13 protein-coding genes, 1 rRNA gene and 1 riboswitch are annotated in these 19,898 nt (G+C 39.1%); of the genes, 12 read left to right on the plus strand and 2 right to left on the minus strand.

Annotated features, from left to right (window positions below; translation table 11 throughout):
- Together rrf and ACQKFG_RS27035 are read left to right on the plus strand one after the other, a co-directional pair.
- Positions 1–74, plus strand: a 5S ribosomal RNA gene (rrf, locus tag ACQKFG_RS27030); the annotation flags it as partial.
- Between the two features lie 278 nt (positions 75–352).
- On the plus strand, positions 353–1,192 hold the full coding sequence (locus tag ACQKFG_RS27035; RefSeq protein ID WP_192207516.1) for a tyrosine-type recombinase/integrase: 840 nt from the start codon (positions 353–355) through the stop codon (positions 1,190–1,192).
- A 253-nt stretch (positions 1,193–1,445) separates the two neighbouring features.
- Here the strand turns inward: ACQKFG_RS27035 and ACQKFG_RS27040 are convergent, their stop codons facing one another.
- Positions 1,446–4,571, minus strand: a complete 3,126-nt coding sequence (locus ACQKFG_RS27040) for an efflux RND transporter permease subunit (RefSeq protein ID WP_349730587.1) — start codon at positions 4,569–4,571, stop codon at positions 1,446–1,448.
- A 189-nt stretch (positions 4,572–4,760) separates the two neighbouring features.
- Here ACQKFG_RS27040 and ACQKFG_RS27045 point away from each other — a divergent pair, with 189 nt between their 5' ends.
- The 7 genes from ACQKFG_RS27045 (at position 4,761) to ACQKFG_RS27075 (ending at position 13,787) form a co-directional block, all read left to right on the plus strand.
- Positions 4,761–5,639 carry a TetR/AcrR family transcriptional regulator gene (locus tag ACQKFG_RS27045; protein WP_192207518.1) on the plus strand — a complete coding sequence of 293 codons (879 nt, stop codon included), beginning with the start codon at positions 4,761–4,763 and terminating at the stop codon, positions 5,637–5,639.
- A gap of 233 nt (positions 5,640–5,872) precedes the next feature.
- The gene (locus tag ACQKFG_RS27050) at positions 5,873–6,535 is read left to right on the plus strand and encodes a hypothetical protein (RefSeq protein WP_427564128.1); all 663 of its coding nucleotides are present in this window, start codon (positions 5,873–5,875) and stop codon (positions 6,533–6,535) included.
- 14 nt (positions 6,536–6,549) lie between these two features.
- On the plus strand, positions 6,550–7,812 hold the full coding sequence (locus tag ACQKFG_RS27055) for an efflux RND transporter periplasmic adaptor subunit (protein WP_427564130.1): 1,263 nt from the start codon (positions 6,550–6,552) through the stop codon (positions 7,810–7,812).
- A 195-nt stretch (positions 7,813–8,007) separates the two neighbouring features.
- Positions 8,008–8,154: riboswitch (cyclic di-AMP (ydaO/yuaA leader) on the plus strand.
- A gap of 172 nt (positions 8,155–8,326) precedes the next feature.
- A complete protein-coding gene (locus ACQKFG_RS27060; protein ID WP_192207521.1) occupies positions 8,327–9,586 on the plus strand; it encodes a cation:dicarboxylate symporter family transporter in 1,260 nt (419 codons plus the stop codon).
- A gap of 438 nt (positions 9,587–10,024) precedes the next feature.
- Positions 10,025–10,807 (plus strand): hypothetical protein, encoded by a 783-nt coding sequence (locus tag ACQKFG_RS27065; RefSeq protein WP_427564132.1) that lies wholly within the window; start codon positions 10,025–10,027, stop codon positions 10,805–10,807.
- 355 nt (positions 10,808–11,162) lie between these two features.
- The gene (locus ACQKFG_RS27070) at positions 11,163–12,245 is read left to right on the plus strand and encodes a D-alanine--D-alanine ligase (protein ID WP_427564134.1); all 1,083 of its coding nucleotides are present in this window, start codon (positions 11,163–11,165) and stop codon (positions 12,243–12,245) included.
- Positions 12,246–12,404: 159 nt separating this feature from the next.
- On the plus strand, positions 12,405–13,787 hold the full coding sequence (locus ACQKFG_RS27075; protein WP_427564136.1) for a UDP-N-acetylmuramoyl-tripeptide--D-alanyl-D-alanine ligase: 1,383 nt from the start codon (positions 12,405–12,407) through the stop codon (positions 13,785–13,787).
- 52 nt (positions 13,788–13,839) lie between these two features.
- Here the strand turns inward: ACQKFG_RS27075 and ACQKFG_RS27080 are convergent, their stop codons facing one another.
- On the minus strand, positions 13,840–14,991 hold the full coding sequence (locus ACQKFG_RS27080) for a PP2C family protein-serine/threonine phosphatase (protein ID WP_427564138.1): 1,152 nt from the start codon (positions 14,989–14,991) through the stop codon (positions 13,840–13,842).
- Positions 14,992–16,255: 1,264 nt separating this feature from the next.
- Here ACQKFG_RS27080 and ACQKFG_RS27085 point away from each other — a divergent pair.
- The 3 genes from ACQKFG_RS27085 to ACQKFG_RS27095 all read left to right on the plus strand — a co-directional run bounded on the left by ACQKFG_RS27085 (position 16,256) and on the right by ACQKFG_RS27095 (position 19,887).
- Positions 16,256–17,755 (plus strand): DEAD/DEAH box helicase, encoded by a 1,500-nt coding sequence (locus tag ACQKFG_RS27085; protein WP_228467592.1) that lies wholly within the window; start codon positions 16,256–16,258, stop codon positions 17,753–17,755.
- A 211-nt stretch (positions 17,756–17,966) separates the two neighbouring features.
- Entirely contained in the window at positions 17,967–18,440 is a 474-nt protein-coding gene (locus tag ACQKFG_RS27090) for a PH domain-containing protein (protein WP_260288837.1), read from the plus strand.
- A complete protein-coding gene (locus ACQKFG_RS27095) occupies positions 18,433–19,887 on the plus strand; it encodes a PH domain-containing protein (protein WP_427564141.1) in 1,455 nt (484 codons plus the stop codon). The genes ACQKFG_RS27090 and ACQKFG_RS27095 overlap by 8 nt, the downstream gene beginning before the upstream one ends.
- The last annotated feature ends 11 nt before the right edge of the window (positions 19,888–19,898 follow it).

The raw sequence follows: 19,898 nt of genomic DNA on the forward strand, positions 1-19,898 counted from the left end.
AACACGGCAGTTAAGCTCTTCAGCGCCGATGGTAGTTGGGGGTTTCCCCCTGTGAGAGTAGGACGCCGCCAAGCCATTTAAAAAGATCAGCCATCCGGCTGGTCTTTTTTTGAGGTTGATATTTCTTCAGTATCTTTTTATTTAAACCGGTTAAAAAAGTAGTGACTCAAAAGGACCATAAATAAAGTTATATGCCGTATAAATGGTAGGACATACTATAAATGCATCTGAGTTTCTACAGCAATCTGTATTATCCATATCTGTTTAAGACAAAGGGACAGAATTCTTCGTTTCTGTAGGGATATATGTTAAACTTAACGTAGTTCTGAAACTGTCATTGGGGGAATAGCCGATGGATACCTCTGCTAAAGATGAAATGATTTTTTCGTTTGCTGAATGGTTGAGAGACCAAGGCAAATCAGCTAATACGATCAAAACGTATACTGGTGTCCTTTCACAGTTTTGTGACCAGACACAAAAGATATTGATGGAGATTCATTCTGAAGATGTTCAGGGTTATCTTGATTATTTAGAAAATTGCAAGAAAAGCCCGGGAACAATCGAAAAACACTATATCGCCCTAAATGTCTTCTTTAAATTTTTAGGCAAACCGCAAGTAATGCTTTCTGTGGAACGTAAGGTTAAGGAGCACAAGCTTGAGGTACCTGAAACTTTAAGCATCAATGAGCAGCAGATCCTGTTAAGGGATATAGAAGCAGAAGGGAATCTAAGGAACATTGCCATCGTCTACCTTTTGTTACATACTGGAATTCGTGTTTCTGAATTATGTGACTTAAATGGCCGTGACGTCATTATGGAAACAGAGCGAAATTATATACTTGTCAGGAACGCAAAAGGTGAAATCGATAGAACCGTTCCCCTTACACTATCGGCTATACAACATGTAAAAAATTATCTTCATTCTTTAAAAGAAAAAGCCGATCCGTTATTCATCTCAAGCTATAATCAAAGGATCACTCCGAGGTCAGTTCAATATATATTAAAAAAATACAATGTGCATCCACATAAACTTCGACATACCTTTTGCCAAAGGTTAGTGGATAATGGAATAGATATACAAACGATATCAAAGCTTGCCGGTCATAAAGATTTAAACGTAACGAAGCGTTATCTAAAAGAAGAATCGCTGGATCTGGCAAATGCGATAGATCAAACTTTCACCAAACACTAAGCTATAGAAATTAAAAGGGAAGGCGGGTTCTTTCCCTTTTTTTGTTTAAATAAAGTTTTAAAACAAACAAATTTCCTTGGAAATGAAGAATAGGACGTTTTGTCTTATGAGACGGGGAATGTTGAAAGAAGAAGGAATCGGTCAAAAGGGGCCGGAAGTATGAAGGGCTAATATGTTAAGGGCATATTGATCAATTGTTGAATCAAAAAAGAGGGGATTCCTAATATAAGGAATCCCTCTTTCATTTTCTTTGTTACTTAACTGTTTTTTTCTTCTTTTTACCTATTTTCATTATAACTTCATATACTACCGGCACTATTACAAGTGTTAGCAATGTAGAACTCACAAGTCCGCCGATAACGGTAATTCCCAAACCTTGTGATATTAATCCACTGCCTTCCGCACCGATTGCCAGAGGTATTAAAGCGCCGATTGTGGCAAGGGCAGTCATCAGGATTGGACGCAGGCGGGTGGATCCTGCCTCGAGTAAAGCTTCCCTGGTAGATAGCCCGGATTCTTCATTCTTGATAACACGGTCCACTAATACGATGGCATTGGTTACAACGATACCAATAAGCATTAGGACACCCATCATTGCTGAAACGCTGATGGTCTCACCTGCAACGAATAGCCCTGCTAATGCCCCGATTACCGTAAATGGTAAGGAGAAGAGAATGGCTATAGGTGCTAAACCACCATGGAAAGTAACGACTAGGACAAAGTATACGATAGCAACGGCCGCTAACATAGCGATACCAAGTTGAGTGAATGATTCTTGGATATCTTCCGTCACTCCGCCATAGTCTATAGAGACGCTTGCGGGAAGGTCTAATTTATCAACTTCCTTTTGTACCTCAGCTGTTACTGCTGCCACATCATCCGTTTTGATTGTTGCAGACACGTCGGCATAGATTTTTCCATCGCGGCGGCTGATTGTATCGGAAGCTTTGCCTTCTTCGATTTTCACAAGCTCTTTCAATGGGATTTCCATCCCCATTGGAGAAGAAATTTTCGTATTCTCAAGATCTTTTTTGTCTTCAAATGTCGTTTCTTCTGTCTCGACATATACTTTGACTTCTTCTCCATCTTTCTTAATCGTAGTTATAGCATCATCTTTATTCGTATTGGCAATGGACATACCAATTTGTGCAGCTGTCAGTCCAAGGTCGCTTAGCTTTTCCTGGTCTGCAACTAGCGTATATTGCTCATAAGCATCGGAAAGACTTGTATCAACATCTTTTAAATCTTTATTTTTCTTCATGATATTTTGAATATCATCAATTACCGGTTCAATGTCTTTTTGTGTATTTCCGTAAACAAATAGAGTGGTTTCGTTGCTTGATGTTGACGTGAATTCTTGTTGTTTCCAAGTTCCAGGTGAATCAAGTTCAGTTAAATCCTTTATGACGGTTTCTTTTTTGTCCCCGAAATTTTCGGTGTCTTTATCATAGAGTACATAGAAGAGAGCCGAGTTACTCGAGCCGCCCATCATGCCGCCCATCATGCTTTCACCAAGTGTGTATTGAACAGTCTTCACATCGTCTTTATCCATGAAGTATTTTTCTACTTTTTCTGTTTGTTTTACAATATCCTCTTTTAACTCTCCAGGTGCGGGAGTGTAAGTGACGATGATCGTTTTTTCTTCATCTGCAGGCATGAAGCTGACACCGATGCTTGGGATTAGGAATAAGCTGCCGACCAATAATACAATGGCTGTACCGAAAGTGATCAATTTATGGTTTAACGACCAATCCAATGCTCTTCGGTAGAATGAAGATAGCTTGCTTGGTTTTTCTTCATGTGATTTTAATTCTTTTTTAGATAGTCCCTTTTTAAATAAAGAGTCTGCCATTGCGGGAACAAGTGTGATGGCAATTATTAATGAAGCGACTAATGCAAACACCATTGTTAAGGCGAATGGCATGAATAGCTCCCCGACAGGTCCTGTAACGCTTGCTAAAGGCAGGTATACGGCTACAGTAACGATTGTCGATGAAAGGATAGGGATGAACATTTCCTTAGTGGCCGACCGTATTAATTCGCCGCCTTTTAATTGTTCGCCTTTTAAAGCCATTCTTCTATAAATATTTTCAATGACGACAATGGAGTCATCGACGACCCGGCCAATGGCAACGGTCATGGCCCCCAGTGTCATGACATTCAATGAAATATCCATTTGTTTAAGCACCAAAAGGGCTGCTAACAGGGATAATGGAATCGAAATGACGGAAATGAGAGTCGTTTTAAAGTTCCTAAGGAACAGCATGATAACAATGACGGCAAACAGACAGCCGAAGAGTGCCTTGCTGATCATGGTTTCAACAGAATCTTTAATCGGTTGGGCTTGATCAAGCGTAGTGTGTACACTTACGCCTTTAAATTCTTCTTTGAAGTTCGAAACTTCTTCTTGTACGTCGTCTACGATTGCAACTGTATCGGCATCAGGCGATCTTGTAACCTGAATCCCAATCGATTCGCTACCGTTTGTTCTTGAAATCGATTCAGCTTTACCGGTGATTTTAACATCGGCAATGTCTGATAATTTGACGTTTGGCAGTTGGGCGGGGCCTGTTGCCATTTCAGGAGATTGATTGGTTTCCGTTCCGTTTTGTGCTGGCGTTCCTGTTTGAGAGCCGCCTGTTAAAGGGATCTTTATATTTTTCAAGTCTTTTAATGTGGAGATGTTACCATCCACAACAATCGTTTTTTCTTTATCATCAAAGTTATATATGCCAAGCGGCATGTTGACGTTTGCGGCTTGGATAACCTTTTTTACGGTATCTTCATCGAGACCGTATTGAGCCATTTTTTCCTCGTCGAATACAAGGCTGCCTTCATTTACTTGTTGTCCGGAAATTGATACGGATGTCACGCCATCAATTCCTTCAAGTTTAGGGACTAACACCTCTTCAACGTTTTTTGTAAGAGCTGGTAAATCAGAACCTTTATCTGTTACACTGAGTGCGACGACAGGAAAAGCGTTTAATTCTAATTTTGATACGCTTGGGTTATCCACTCCCTCAGGAAGTTCTAATTTCTCTAAAGCTTCTTTCACCTCTTTTACAGCGTCATCCATATCCGTATCATAATCATATTGTAATTGGACGGATGAGGCATTAGCCATGGACGAAGAACTGACTAATTCGACTCCTGGCAAATTTGTTACCTTCTGCTCTATCTGGTCTGTGAGCTTATCTGCTACTTCTTCAGGTGCAGCTCCAGGATATACTGTGGAGATGCTTATTAAAGGAGTCGAGATGCTTGGAATGGTTTCTTGTTTCATGTTTAAACCGGAGTATAAACCAGCTGCAACGATGATGATCGTAAGCAACCAGATTGCCAATTTATTCTTTAATGAAAATTTAATTATTGAATTCAAGCTTGTACCCTCCATACATAAAATTGTGACTAGTCGGTCACAAGCTCAAATATATAGTATATAGATTATGATTGCAACAGATAATATCCGGTAGTGTTAATGTTGTGGTTTCAAGGGTTTTGGGATACAATTTGGAAGGAGTGACCGTTCGGTCACCGACGGATAATTTTAAGGGATAGGATGAATTTGATGAAAGAAAAAAATAAGATGATCATAGATAAGTCTGTAGAGCTTTTCGCGGAGAAAGGCTATCATGCTACTTCCGTTCAGGAAATTGCTGAAAAATGTGGGATAGCAAAGGGGTCTTTTTATAATCATTTTAAATCGAAGGAAGAATTACTGGTGTCCATTTTTAAATTTTATTATGAAGCGTTGACGGACTCATTGCTCGATCTTGAACTGGATGCTTCATTGTCCAGTAAAGACAAATTCATGAGGCAAATCACTGTCCACATTGAGCATATGACGGGAAATACCAACTTGATTCAAATGATGATGCAGGAACAAATGGTTCATATCAGCAAAGAACTAGATAGATTTTTACATTATATCCATGAAGAGGGCTTGATTTGGTTCAAGCGTAAAATCATTGAGTTATACCCGGGACTTTCTGCGGATCTTTTGCCAGATTGCACCATAATTTTGGATTCCCTTTTCAAAGGATATATCGGAATATTGATCAGGAAACAAAATGCTTTCGATGTGGAATTGTTACCTAGCTTCATATTGAACCGGATGGATTCAATCATCGCAAGCCTGCAGAACAATGAAGATCCATTATTGAAACAATTTCCACTACCAGGATGCTCGATGCGGGATTTGAGCCCTAAAGAGGAAATCCATTCGATCATCGTCAGGATGCTGGAAGTGGAAACACGTAAGGAAGAGGGAATGGAAACAAACAAGAATACGGAAGCTTTAAAGGCGATCCAGGAAGAGTTTTCAAAAGTTAGGCCAAACCCCATCATCTTAGAAAGCCTTTTGTTGTTTTTGGAAAAAAATGAAAAAAGAAGTCCCTTGGGTTCAAAGCTTATCTTAATGATGAAGGATTATTTGCTGAATATATGAAGGTTTTACCGAAAGGGGCGTATAGCCCCTTTTTTTCATTTGTTAATGAGTTTCAAAAGCGGTGGTTAGGAAATTCTTTCAATTATCAGCATTAACACCAAATTAGTGTGGGGATTAAATTTGAAGGGAAGGCTTATGTGTTTTTTTTGTATATTCATCCCTTATTTCTGCAATTGTTTCCAAAATAAGATAAAATATATGATGAAATATCATTTTTTTCAGGAGGACCACATATGGTGTACCAGGTCGGATTGTTAAAGGGCATTTTAGAGCCTAATCGGAGTCGTTATCAGCTGCAAAATGCAGAGGCAGTCACAAAGCTTGGATTGAAATTACTATTTTTATATTTTCTTAGTCTAACAGTTTTTGCGATCGGGGGATATTTTGGCATTGGTTCAGAATCATTTTCCAAAGAAGTCACGACGATGAGTGCCAATGAATTCGAAGCAGCAAAGTTGCTGATTTTGAGCGGCAATATAGTAACAGGCATACTCACCCCTTCCATATACATATTTTTAGCAGCTCTATTCTTTTGGATCGTCACTGATATCCCATATATAAAATTAGTCATCGTTCAAATGATTCTTTTTGGTTTGCAATTAATGGAAAAAACATTACTAGTTCCTCTATTTGTTTTAATGGATATAGGCAGCGATGCCAATCCTTTTTCATTTGGGATCATCAGTCAGTATTTTCTCAGAAGTGATTATTTCATTCACTTTTTCAGCGAAATCACCATTTTTCAATTTCTTATTATTGCTCTGCAATATTTTTATTTAAAGGAATTTTCAGACCGAAATAATTATTTGGTCCTTTTAATGATTGTTCTATTCTATCTGGCCACATGGTTTGTTAAAGCCTTTTTAGCATACATCCAAGTAGGCGTATTTGTATAAGGCGGGTGAAAAGAATGAGCGGAAAATGGAAAATAGCAGCGGTCTCGATTGCATCGATAGTCTTAATAGCCGTTAACATATACCTTCTTGAAAAAAAAGAAAGCAAAGTGGAACGAACTATTTTCGTTGAAAATTGGACAAAGGTAAAAAAGGATACAATTAGGGATACTATTGAAACAAATGGGGTAATTAAACCTGTAGAAGTGTATGATATCTATTTTGATACCAAGAAAAATGATTTTAAGAAATTCCTTGTAAAAGAAGGCGATGCGATTACGGCTGGATCTTCATTGTTTGAGTATGAGACGACCGAACTTGATGCGCTAAAAGCGGATTTAGAAGCGGAAAAAACGGCAGCTGAGGGAGAAATTGCTGGGATTGAAGAATACATAGGCAAGTTGAGGTCATATCAAGGGTCCCTGACCAGTGATTCTGGAATAGCGGCCATTGATGAATCGGTGGAAAAAAACTTGAGTAGTGATTTAACCACAAACTCGACGGATCTTATTAAAAGTAACATTGAGCAAGAAATGTACAAGCAGGAACTGGAAAGAAACAGTTTGGATGAAAAAGTGAAAATGCTTGACGCCAAATTGAGTTCAATTGAGGAGCAGTCCAATGCTATCGTGACAACGAGCGAGGCTGATGGTGTAGTTAAAAATATCAATAAAAACCTGAAAAATCCCATCATATCCATTGTTTCTACAAATATGGCAATTGAAGGGCAATTCTCCGAAGAGGAAATGAAAAAGGCTGAAGTGGGCATGACTATAAAAGCAAGTTCCTCTGATTCAAAAAAGGCATTGAAAGGAACGATAGGCCGTATCCATTCCTATCCAGCTGAAGAGCCGTCGTTAAAAAAAGATAACAGATTTCCATTTCAGGCTTTAATCGAACCGGAAGGCGAAGTAACGGAACCTTTGTTAGTGGGATCCAAAGTGGATCTTACTGTAATAACCAATGAGAAAGCCGGTGTACCCTCCGTACCTATAGAGGCGGTGAATTACCGAAAAAATCCTTATATTTACAAATTGACAAAAAAAGGATATGTAGATAAACATTACATTACAAAAGGTCTTAAAGCGGAAGGAAAGCAAGAAATAATAAAGGGACCGTCTGTAGGTGACGTCATCCTGCTGAAGCCGGATGTGGCAGTGAAGAACCACTCTAATTTTATTACTCCGATTCAATTTGAAAAAGTGAAAGTTCCGACTTATAAAAAATTCACCTCTAGGGAAAAAGTAAGATATCTGTTACTTGGCATTTTGGAAAAATAACCGTTCCTTTAACAAAAGAGGTGATGTAAAATTATTCATTAATTATATCAATATAACTTATTGATCAAAAATTGGGATAGTAATTATAGATATAATAGCGATTAATACAGAATATTCAGACATATTTAAAGATTTTTTATAAACGGATGCGATTAAATATTTACAGATTATCATTTTTAGTATAATATTTTATTATAAGTTAACTCGCTTAATCTTATTCCAAGAACGGGGGACCCATTTTTGTGGATTTTATCCGCTAGGGGTGAATTCAGAAATGAAAGGGCTTTGTGTTTCCAATTCCTAACCCGACAGCTAACCTCGTCAGCGTCTTTAAGGGAACATGTGTGAATATTCACGCCAATAAGAAATCGACACATGAAGTGTCTTTTTTTTCGGCGTAAAGACAGAGTTTTTCAAAAAAAGAAAAATTACTTTCTTTTATTAGTATCTTGTTTCCCTTACCGAGACAAAAATGTTTTTGCATCAAAGACTTTATGGAAGGTGAGGAAAGTAAATGAAGAAATTCAAACTAAGTTTAGCTAGCCAAATTTTTATTGGTTTAATTCTAGGGATTATCGTTGGTGCCATTTTTTATGGTAGTGAGACGGCCCAAAACTTTTTACAACCATTCGGAGACATTTTCCTACGAATGATTAAAATGATTGTAGTGCCAATCATCGTTTCAAGCCTTATCGTTGCAGTTGCTGGTGTAGGTGATTTGAAAGCTGTAGGTAAACTTGGAGCTAAATCAATATCATACTTTGTTGTGGTAACGATGATTGCGATTGTTGTTGGTTTAATATCAGCGAATATCATCCAGCCTGGTGCTGGTGTGAATATGGACAAGCTAGAACAAACTGATATTTCTACCTATGTTGATACAGCCGAAACTAAGCAGCATGAATCGTTCGTGGATACAATCGTTCACATTGTGCCATCCAATCCAGTTAAAGCCATGGTAGAAGGCGATATGCTAGCGATCATTTTCTTCTCCGTGTTGTTTGGACTTAGTATCGCGGCCATCGGTGAAAAGGGTAAACCAGTATTCCGTTTCTTCCAAGGTGTAGCTGAAGGAATGTTCTACCTAACTAACATGGTCATGAAATTTGCTCCTATCGGTGTATTTGCACTAATCGGTGTGACTATTTCCAAATTCGGTTTGGAATCTTTAATTCCGTTAGGAAAGTTAGCGCTTTCTGTTTACGGAACAATGATTTTCTTTGTAATAGTCATTCTTGGTCTTATTGCGAAATTTGTCGGATTCAATATCTTTACGTTGATTAAACTTCTAAAAGAAGAATTGATTCTTGCTTTCTCTACTGCAAGTTCAGAAGCGGTTCTTCCGAAAATCATGGAAAAAATGGAGAAAGCGGGATGTCCGAAACATATTGCTACATTTGTAATTCCGACTGGATACTCCTTTAACCTTGATGGTTCTACATTATACCAAGCGTTAGCAGCTATCTTCATCGCTCAAATGTACGGCATCGACTTAAGCGCATATGAGCAAATTACGCTAATGCTAGTGTTAATGATCACGTCCAAAGGGATTGCTGGTGTACCAGGTGTATCTTTCGTAGTTCTTTTAGCGACATTGGGAACTGTCGGTATTCCTATTGAAGGTCTAGCATTTATTGCTGGTATCGACCGTATTCTTGATATGGGACGTACAGTAGTAAACGTTATCGGTAATTCACTTGCAGCAATCGTCATCTCTAAATGGGAAGGTCAATTCAACCCTCCTTCCAAAAAAGAATTAGAGCAAGTTTCTTAATATAAAAATCCAGAGTGACATTTCACTCTGGATTTTTTTTTTTTTTGAAATAAAATACTCTTTCTCTTCTATATTTTGGAACCCTTTTTTATATAGTGCGAGTGTGGTTCTTCCTGTACCGCATCCGATATCAAGGATTGCATCAACCTGATATAAATATTTTTCAAAAGGAAAATTTCTCTGATTGCCATAGACCTGATCTTTTAGTTGCATCAATGGAAGCGGCATCATGCAAAGGATGAATGACAAAAGCTTTTTTAACTTTACCCAAAATCAATTCCTCCGATTCGGAATTTTTCACTAAAATATGGATTTTGTGCATCGTGTTATGTACATGATGCTGATGATGATTAATGTTGGGTGGTATATAACTTATGTGAAAACCCAAAAGTTTGATAAAATAACATTATTGATTGAGAGCTCGGAGGAGGTCAGGTTATGAAGAATGATAGCAATGATATCTTATATATGTATATGCAGGCTTCCGAACGGTTTGTCCTTTTTAATGGACTCAATTTTCGTGAATTCGTCTATTCGCTGCCATATACCTTGGATTCGATCTTATTATTGAAACATCAATTCGATGGTGGGGAATACAATTTGAATGTCCTGCTAGAGAGCGCTTCATCTCAGGATATTGCAAAGCTCGTTAAAGAAAATGTTCGGGCATATGGAGATTTCTGTTGGGTCGATTTTGAAGAGGCGGAAGGGCTGGATGAATTGGATGGAAGGGAAATAGCGGAACTTTTATATTTAGGACACGCTAAAACCCATCTGAGTCCCCCGTTTTTCCGTAAATTGAATAATCAATTTGTGTACCTTGCCCAGGATGATGGTTGGTTCAATAAAATTTATTTTCGTTCTCTTTCGACATATTATATGATGTTAGGAAGCTTGATTCCGCTAAAGCTGGAGCCATTAAAAGTAGAGAGGACATGGCTTGGAATCAGAAAGAAAAAAGAGCTGACGGCGATTCCTGCAGAAATCATTTCTTCCTTGGCTCATATTCTGGGAGAGGGGCTCGCTTTTTCCTTTCGGGATGTTAAGTATACAAGAACGAAAATTGAGATACCTGCATGGGTCGTAGGGGATTATTTAAACATGGATGAGATGCATGACGACTTTTCGGATAGAGTTATTTATGAGCCCGATGCCTTTATTATCTTCAATCGAAAAGAAAAAGTATGGGAAAGCGTTATTAAAAACACATCATCATCCTGATTATCCCAACTTCCGAGGTTAGTGGATTGGATTATTTGTCATCCTCCAATTTTTTAGGTGTAAGACTTACCATCTCATGCATAAAAGACAAGAGAGGGCGGCTCACAGGACGTGGCGGTGTTATTCTGCGTTTCTGATGATGGAGGTTTCGCTTTACCCCGCCTTAACAGGCTGTAAGGGAAGCGGAAGGCAAATGTAAAGAAAAAGAAATGTGGTGGCCAACAGCCTGTAAAAGCCCGATTGGCTGAACTAACCATCATTGGAAAAGCCCCAATGATGGAAGTTTCGCTTTATCCGTTTTAGTGTAAAGTGATACAATGAACATGGTTAAAAGAATATTGGAGGGTAATAACTCATGAAAACTAAACTTGGTTTGCTTTATGGTGGAAAATCTGCGGAGCATGAGGTTTCTATGCAGACGGCTTTAGCTGTCATTAAAGCTCTCGATTTAGCAAAGTTTGATATATATCCGATTTACATAACAAAAGAGGGTTCATGGATTAATGGACCAAAGTTAACAGGACCTGCTGAGAATGTGGAGGCTTTAACATTTTCACCGGAAAAATCGAGCTCACCCCTTGCCTTGCAGGCACATTCAACTGATGACAATAGTGAATCAACAGGGTATGACGTAATTTTCCCATTGCTTCACGGACCAAATGGAGAAGATGGGACCGTACAAGGGATGCTGGAACTATTGAACCTTCCTTATGTAGGAAATGGCGTTTTAGCTTCATCAGCAGGAATGGATAAGGTCATCATGAAAAACATTTTTGCCCAGGCGGGACTTCCGCAAGTGAAATACACTTGGTTCATTCGTTCCGAATGGGAGAAGAATACTGAAAGTGCCATTAAAAAGGTAGCGGAGGAATTGGGGTACCCTTGTTTTGTCAAACCTGCCAATTTAGGCTCAAGTGTCGGTATCAGCAAATGTAATGATGCTGATGAACTGGAAAAAGCGGTAGCGGAAGCTTTTCAATTCGATCGGAAGATCATCATTGAAGAAGGGGTCATTGCTCGTGAACTAGAGTTTGGTATTCTCGGTAATGATGAACCGTCTTGTTCAGTGGCAGGCGAAATCATCCCTAAGAAGGATTTTAGCTTCTATGATTATTCAGCAAAATATGTAGACGGTAATTCAGCGATGGTCATTCCAGCGGAGATATCGGAAAGCGAGTATGCAACTTTATCCGAAATGGCCATTACTGCCTTTAAGTCATTGGATTGCTCTGGATTGGTTCGCGCTGATTTCTTCTTAACGAATGAGGGGCAAATCTATATTAATGAAGTGAATACAATGCCTGGGTTTACTCCATTCAGCATGTTTCCGTTATTGTGGAAGCACACAGGTGTCGACTATCCAGCGCTAATTGAAAAACTAGTGAAACTTGCCTTGGAACGTCATCAGGAAAAACAACAAATCAAATATACAGTTTGATCATGCAAGTAATGTAGCAGTAAACTTCACAATCCATCAAACGTTGATTTGATGGATTCCAATCAGCAGGAACCGGTGCGATTTTAAACTGGTTTCTGCTTCGTTTGGTTATTGGAAGTAGAGAGCGATTAACGGTTCGATGAATGTAGGAGGAACAAAATGATAAAGAGAACGTTAAAACAAGTACATGAGATGGCAGAGGGTTTGAATGATATCAGTCCATTCCAGTCCAAAGGAATTAATGGGGTTACCATCGATTCCAGAACGGTTAAGGAAGGATGTTTGTTCATACCGCTTAAGGGTGGGCAGGTTGACGGACATCAGTATGTCAAGCAAGCATTGGCGCAAGGAGCTGCTGCTTCTTTTTGGCAAAGGGATGTTCCGAATCCTCCTAATGATTTACCGATAATCATTGTGGAAAATACCGAGAAAGCACTTCAGCAATTGGCGCGTTCTTACCGTCAGCAGTTGAATATTAATGTCATTGGGATAACAGGAAGCAACGGTAAGACGACAACGAAAGATATGACGGCTGCGTTGCTGGCCACTACCTATAAAGTTCATAAAACCAGTGGAAACTTCAATAATCACTTAGGTTTACCACTAACAGTGCTTTCGATGGATGAGGATACTGAAGCAGCTGTTTTGGAAATGGGAATGAGCAGCCGCGGTGAAATTGAGTTTTTATCCAAAATGGCAAAGCCTGATGTAGCGATCATTACCAATATCGGTGAATCCCACTTATTGGATTTAGGATCACGCGAGGAAATCGCGAATGCAAAGTTGGAAATTGTCGAAGGTTTGGCGAAAGATGGGAAGCTGATCTATCATGGTGATGAACCATTGCTTCGCAATCGGATCAAAAGCGATTTTCCTGATTTAAATGTAATATCTTTTGGACGTACGAAACAAAATGATTTATATCCACAGACCATAAGCCAAGGGGTAGACCGTACCGCGTTTACAATCGCAAGCGGTGAAAAGGAGATCGATTATGAGATACCCGTATTAGGCAATCATAATGTTCTTAATGCACTGGCTGCCATCTTGGTTGCTAAAGAATTCAATGTGGATGATTCAGCGATCTGTAAAGGTCTGTCAACCATTCAATTAACTAATATGAGGATGGAATTGGTCGAAGGCGCAAAGGGGCAGAAGATCATCAATGATGCGTATAATGCCAGTCCAACTTCAGTTAAGGCAGCAGTGGAATTGGTTGAGGGGTTATCTGGATTCGAGAAAAAGATCCTTGTATTGGGAGATATGTTGGAGTTAGGGCCACAGGAAAAAGACTTTCATTTGAAAATTGGTGAATTGATTTCCAATGAACGGATTGATAAGATCTTCACTTTTGGTCCTTTAGCCGAGTTTATTGCCAAGGGAGCGAGCAAGTCTTTTTCATCGGAGCAGGTTCGTCCTTTTCAAGATAAACAGGAGCTTATAGAGGAACTTAAGTCTTCTACACAGGGAAATGACATCATTCTCGTTAAAGCATCCAGGGGCATGAGGCTGGAGGAAGTCGTTCAAGCCCTACAAAAATAAAAAAGCGTAGAAAGGGCCGTTTCTTTTTGAAAACGGCCTTTTTTTATCGTACTTAAAAAAGTGTCCCTGCAATAATGCAGATGTCATCGTTAATCACTGAATGCCTCATCCTTGAGATCAAAAGCTCCTGAAGAAGCTTATTTGTATCGAGATGGACATTTTCAATGAACTCCCTCTTGATATTGTCAGACCGGTCAAAGGCGGAAGGATTGGGCGTTTTAGAGAGTCCATCTGTATAGATGATGAAACGGCTTCCTGGTTCATAATGAAAGACTATTTTTTTTATGGGCAATTCGGGAATCAGTTCGCTTGGGGTGGCCCCTTCGTTTAAATTGAGAATTTGGTTGGTGCTTGGGGAATACAAGAAGGCTGAAGTAAATCCGTAGTTCACATATTCGATGAGTCGATCCTTTGTATTCACATATGCTATGAAAGCTGTAAAGAGAGCATGGTTTTTGTTTTCCCGATTAACTCCTTGAAATAGGTCCCGCATATGTTTGTCCAGTTCCTCTGTTATGAAAATGGGATCTTTTACACGTTTGAATAAGTCGGGGATTAAAGTCCGTATGGACATGTTTATAAGTGCTGTATGGATGCCCTTTCCGAATACATCAATCATTATGAAGCCGTATATCCTGTCATCAACCTCCGTCCAGTAAAATAAATCCCCTGAAAGTTCACTCGAAGGCAGGGAAAGACCTTTGACCTCTATATCTTCATTATTGATCGACAAAGGTAAATTTGAAAGCTGTATGCCCTTTGCAATTCGCAGGCTCCTTGCTGATTTTTGGTGTATCTTTTCAAGCTCTTGCCCCTTCATTTTTGCCGTAAACAGTTGCATGCTGATGTTTTTGAGTGAATTTAATTTAATCCTGACTTCTACTGAATTGGCAGGGATCGCAATGGTTTCATAAAAGGTATTTTCCGGTAATGCGGGAGGTGTCTCCATTCCTAAAGCGCGATTGTAAATGAATAAGATAGGGATTTCGTGAGATTCAGCTAAGGCAAACAAAGAAGTTTCCTGCCAAGAATCTTTTGATATGTGTAAAGGTAAAATAAATAATGATTTCATTAAGTCCGTTGAATCCTTGAATAGATGACTTTGATTGAGTGGATCCTTCAAAAAGGTGACATTCTTGTTCATTTTCTTTAAGATTCGACCAAAATCCTTGCATAAAGGAACATCTATTGTGAATATATTCATATAACCCCCCGATATTTTGTTGATAGGTCAATCATACTGCATTTAGACTTATTTACTATATTTTTCGGATGAAAAGATGGAATTTTCAAAAAATATATGGTTCCATATACCTGGGAATTCAAAATTTATTCATAATAAGTCCTTTCTTTTTCCAACGGTGGGACCGTGGGTGGTGGCCATTCATTCGAACTAATTCTTCCTGAAAAAAGGTTTATTGAAACTATTTGATTTAAACACATATCATGTAAATAAATAGATGTTCGTTTTGCAAAACATTTAAATGGATACAGTAAGTGGTTTAAATGGTCTCATCATAGAAAAGGACTAGGTCACTGAATTCCTCCTGAACTGGATCAGATTCTCCCTTAAAAAACGTTCCAGTCGGTTCAGGGATCTCGCTTTCTTCAGAATTTGTCTGCAGTATGAATCCACTTCTCATGAATGGATTTAGTAACTAAGGTAACTCTATTGATGAACAAATTATGTTGCACAATTATCAGGTGGGACTATCCAATTTCCTCGTTTTTGAAACGATCTAAAGTTTTTAGTAACTCTGAATGGGGCGATATCCTTTATTGCATTAACAGTTTGAAAATGGTAATATGAGTATGAGTTTAAATGTCTTATCATTGATGATTATTTAAATTAATCAGGTTGAGGCAACAAAATTGTATGTTCTTACATGTTTCATGAGTTCATTCTTGAGATTATTTTAGATTAAATAGGCCGCGCGTCTGGTCATATATAAAAGCTGCATCTCTTGGCGGCTTTAGTAGCTATTAGGGAATAAAGCCGCATTATAGCGCTTTTCCACTTCTGCAAATCCTCAACGCACCGGGCCTGTTTTGTATAAGAATCTTGGCTCTCGTCAAGTTTTGTTCATACAGCCTTTTTAAGTCTGATGAATAATAGGTGCAGCAGCCCTCACCTGAATAAAACGGTCAAACACCCGTTTATGCTACTTTTAATTTTCCATATTGAATTTAATTTTGGTTACATGTACTTTTAAAAAGATGAGCGTATGTTAATGATAAGTCTACACGTGCGCTAAAATTAAAAATGCCGGTGAATGTCCGTACTGGTATATTTCCTTTTTAAAAAATCATATTGAGTTCATTTGAACTAAAAGGCAGATACTTTTAGGTGATAATGATAAACTTTTTAGATAAAGTAGAACATCCGTCATGATGATGAGGATTTGAACTAAACATCTGTGCATGATATGCACGTGTAAATTTACGATATAAAAAGGAGTACGAAAACATTGACATTGTTTAGCGAATTAGGTTTAGATAGAACGTCCATGAAATCAATAGAAAAAATGGGATTTGAAGAAGCGAGCCCGATTCAATCCCAAACGATACCTCTAGCACTTGAAGGTAAAGATATCATTGGTCAAGCGCAAACAGGAACAGGAAAAACGGCGGCATTCGGTATTCCATTGATGGAAAACATCGATATTGCTAACGAAAACGTGCAAGGGATTGTCATTGCACCTACACGTGAGCTAGCGATTCAAGTTTCTGAGGAACTTTTCAAGCTTGGTTACGGAAAACGCGCTCGTGTACTTGCGGTTTATGGTGGACAAGATATCGACCGTCAAATCCGTGCTTTAAAGAAAAAACCACATATTATCGTTGGTACGCCTGGTCGTCTTTTAGACCATATCAAACGTAAAAATATTAAATTAGGCGGAGTTCACACTGTAGTTCTTGATGAAGCGGATGAAATGCTTAACATGGGATTCATTGAGGATATCGAATCGATCCTTTCAACGGTTCCTGATGAAAGACAAACATTGCTTTTCTCAGCTACAATGCCTGATCCGATCCGTAAAATTGCTGAAAGATTCATGCAGGAACCTGTTCTTGTCCGTGTAAAAGCAAAAGAAATGACAGTGGATCGTATCGAACAATATTACTTGGAGTTAAAAGAAAGTGAAAAATTCGATACACTTGCACGCCTTTTCGATATCCAAACACCGGACCTTGCTATCGTCTTCGGACGTACGAAACGCCGCGTAGATGAATTGGCATCTGCATTGAATATCCGCGGTTATATGGCTGAAGGCATTCATGGTGACCTTAGTCAGGCAAAACGCCTTTCTGTATTGAAAAAGTTTAAAGACCGCAGCATCGATGTACTCGTTGCTACTGATGTGGCTGCACGTGGACTTGATATTTCCGGCGTTACTCACGTATACAACTTTGATATCCCACAAGATCCGGAAAGCTATGTTCACCGTATTGGACGTACAGGACGTGCGGGTAAACATGGTATTGCCATTACGTTTGTAACACCAAGAGAAAGAGGACAGCTGCATGCGGTTGAGCATACAACGAAAAAACGTATGGAGAAACTTAAGACTCCTACGTTAACTGAAGCGTTGGAAGGTCAACAAAAAGCAGTAACGGAAAAAATCCTTAATACAATCGAGAATGATGATTTAACATTATACCTTGGTCAAGCGGAAGAATTATTACAAAAACATAGCGCAGCGGACTTAGTTGCAGCTATGCTGAAATCAATGACAAAAGAACCGGATCAAACGCCTATCAAGCTAACGGAAGAATCTCCATCTCCAATGCGTCGCAACCGCGGTGGCAGCAGTTCTTCTGGTAACAGACAGCGCAATGGCCGCAGTTCTTCAGGCAGAAAAGATTACGGTAGCGGATCAAGCAAACGCCCGGGCGCAAACCGTAAATCGAATGGTTACGGAAACCGCAGCACGAGCCAAAAAAGAGAAAAATCAAATAAGATTTAATTGAATTGGAAATGCCGCTCATTTGAGCGGCATTTTTTTTGTGTGCATTTCCATAATTCAAATGGTATCCGAATGGCTGGTTGGATGGACTGCTCAAAGCCATTGTTTGAAAAGGGGTTAATTTCCAGCATTTAATTATAGTATAATGGATGAAAGCGAAGGATGGATGATGAAGATTCACTAAAAATTACCTGTCGAAGAGGAGAAGAGCATGGAACCTGAAAATCGTATATCGAATAAGGCCTTGACCGTATGGAAAATCGGTGGTCTTATAAGCTGTTCAATAACTTGGATTATAAGCATCGCCGCACTCGTGCTTACAATCATTTTTGATTGGACATATTGGGTGTTTGGAGCGTTGATCATAATTTCGGTAATCCAATCCTATCTGGCCATTTTCCTGATTCCATCGGTGAAATGGAAGAGATGGCGTTACGAAGTGAGAAATACCGAAATTGATATCCAAAGTGGCATTTTCGTCATTAAAAGAACACTCATACCCATGATTAGGGTTCAGCATGTGGAAACGAAGCAAGGGCCATTATTAAGGAAATACGATTTAGCCTCCGTTGAAATTTCGACTGCAGCGACCCTTCATGTTATCCCTGCCTTGGACCTAGCAGAGGCAGATGAATTGCGGCACTATATTTCCAGGATGGCAAGTGTGGAGGAAGAAGATGTCTGAACCTAAAAGGCTGCACCCCATAGCTGTATTGCTTAACATAATAAAATCGATTAAGGAGTTAGTCATCCCTTTTTTATTAGTGGTCGTCATTCCTGGGAAGAATGAAGGAATTCCTGGATGGATACAACCGTTGGTCATAGCCATTATTATACTTTTTATTATAGGGAATGCATTCCTTCAATGGTTACGCTTTACATATCGCTTGGAAGAGGGCGAATTCAGAATTGAGTCCGGGGTATTTGTAAGGAAGAAACGGTATATAAAGTATGATCGGATTCATAGCATAGATATTTCGGAGGGTATCGTCCAGCGGATATTCAGCCTGGTGAAGTTGAATATTGAAACCGCAGGCGGGTCACAGGCCGATGCCGTATTATCAGCCATAAGAAAAAGTGATGCAGATCGAATAAATGCTTTTATTAGTGAGGAAAAAAATGCGAATAATCCTTTTGATAAAGATAAAAATGAAGTAGCGGATAATGCAAAATCGTCTTCCGTTTTTAAGCAGACGCTGCCGCAACTATTCGTTATGGCTGCCACTTCGGGAGCGGTAGGTGTCTTCCTGTCTGGAGCAATCGCATTTATTTCACAGTTCGATGAAATGATACCTTTTGAGAGGATATTTAAGGATTATGAAGATTTTATTGAAATGGGGACCATCATTCTGACTTTGTTTGCCTTAGTGGCTTTATTGGTGGTTTATGTACTGGCTACATTAAGCATGGTAATTAAATATGCTTCCTTCACCGTAATAAAAACGGATGAGGAAATCGTTATTTCCAGAGGGCTTCTCGAAAAAAGACAGCTGACAATCCCTATCCATAAAATACAAGGTATCCGGATCATGGAGAATTTGATTCGAAAGCCATTGGGCTTGGCGACGGTTTATATTGAGTATGCGGGTGGCAGTATGGAAGATAAAGAAAGTCTATCAATCATGCTGTTCCCTTTAATCAGGAAGAAGCATTTACATGAAAAAATCCTGGAGATTTTACCTGTTTATGAAACAACCACTGAGATGACACCGATACCTAAACGTGCACTTTCCCGGTATGTATTTCACAAGTTTCTATACCTTATCCCGATCATAGGTGCCTTGGTATGGTTTTTCAGACCTTGGGGTTATCTTTCCCTTTTGCTTGTACCGTTGGCGATTTTTTGGGCTTACATGCAATATAGAGATGCGGGATGGAACATAGAAGGGGATTTGTTGATATTGAGCAGTCGCTTTTTCTCAAAGCAAACATTAATCATGCAGAGAAGCAGAATTCAATCAATTACATATAAAAAAAGCTGGTTTCAGAATCGAAAAGAATTAGCTACGATTTCAGCATCGGTTAAATCAGGAATCACTTCCCGGGTCGGCATGGTTGCTGATGTGGAAGAAAAGGATTGCCAAATAATTAAATCTTGGTATTTACCTAAAAAAGCAGTCGACTCCCAATGATTTAAAGGAAG

The organism is Peribacillus sp. NPDC076916 (genome assembly GCF_050269675.1).
Lineage (GTDB): Bacteria > Bacillota > Bacilli > Bacillales > DSM-1321 > Peribacillus > Peribacillus aracenensis.

Bases quoted from the DNA above. Each gene is read 5' to 3' on its own strand.
- ACQKFG_RS27055 (WP_427564130.1), top strand. From the start codon at position 6,550: ATGAGCGGAAAATGGAAAATAGCAGCGGTCTCGATTGCATCGATAGTC.
- ACQKFG_RS27065 (WP_427564132.1), top strand. From the start codon at position 10,025: ATGAAGAATGATAGCAATGATATCTTATATATGTATATGCAGGCTTCC.
- ACQKFG_RS27090 (WP_260288837.1), top strand. From the start codon at position 17,967: ATGGAACCTGAAAATCGTATATCGAATAAGGCCTTGACCGTATGGAAA.
- ACQKFG_RS27050 (WP_427564128.1), top strand. From the start codon at position 5,873: ATGGTGTACCAGGTCGGATTGTTAAAGGGCATTTTAGAGCCTAATCGG.
- ACQKFG_RS27045 (WP_192207518.1), top strand. From the start codon at position 4,761: ATGAAAGAAAAAAATAAGATGATCATAGATAAGTCTGTAGAGCTTTTC.
- ACQKFG_RS27080 (WP_427564138.1), bottom strand. From the start codon at position 14,991: ATGAATATATTCACAATAGATGTTCCTTTATGCAAGGATTTTGGTCGA.
- ACQKFG_RS27095 (WP_427564141.1), top strand. From the start codon at position 18,433: ATGTCTGAACCTAAAAGGCTGCACCCCATAGCTGTATTGCTTAACATA.
- ACQKFG_RS27060 (WP_192207521.1), top strand. From the start codon at position 8,327: ATGAAGAAATTCAAACTAAGTTTAGCTAGCCAAATTTTTATTGGTTTA.
- ACQKFG_RS27070 (WP_427564134.1), top strand. From the start codon at position 11,163: ATGAAAACTAAACTTGGTTTGCTTTATGGTGGAAAATCTGCGGAGCAT.
- ACQKFG_RS27035 (WP_192207516.1), top strand. From the start codon at position 353: ATGGATACCTCTGCTAAAGATGAAATGATTTTTTCGTTTGCTGAATGG.
- ACQKFG_RS27075 (WP_427564136.1), top strand. From the start codon at position 12,405: ATGATAAAGAGAACGTTAAAACAAGTACATGAGATGGCAGAGGGTTTG.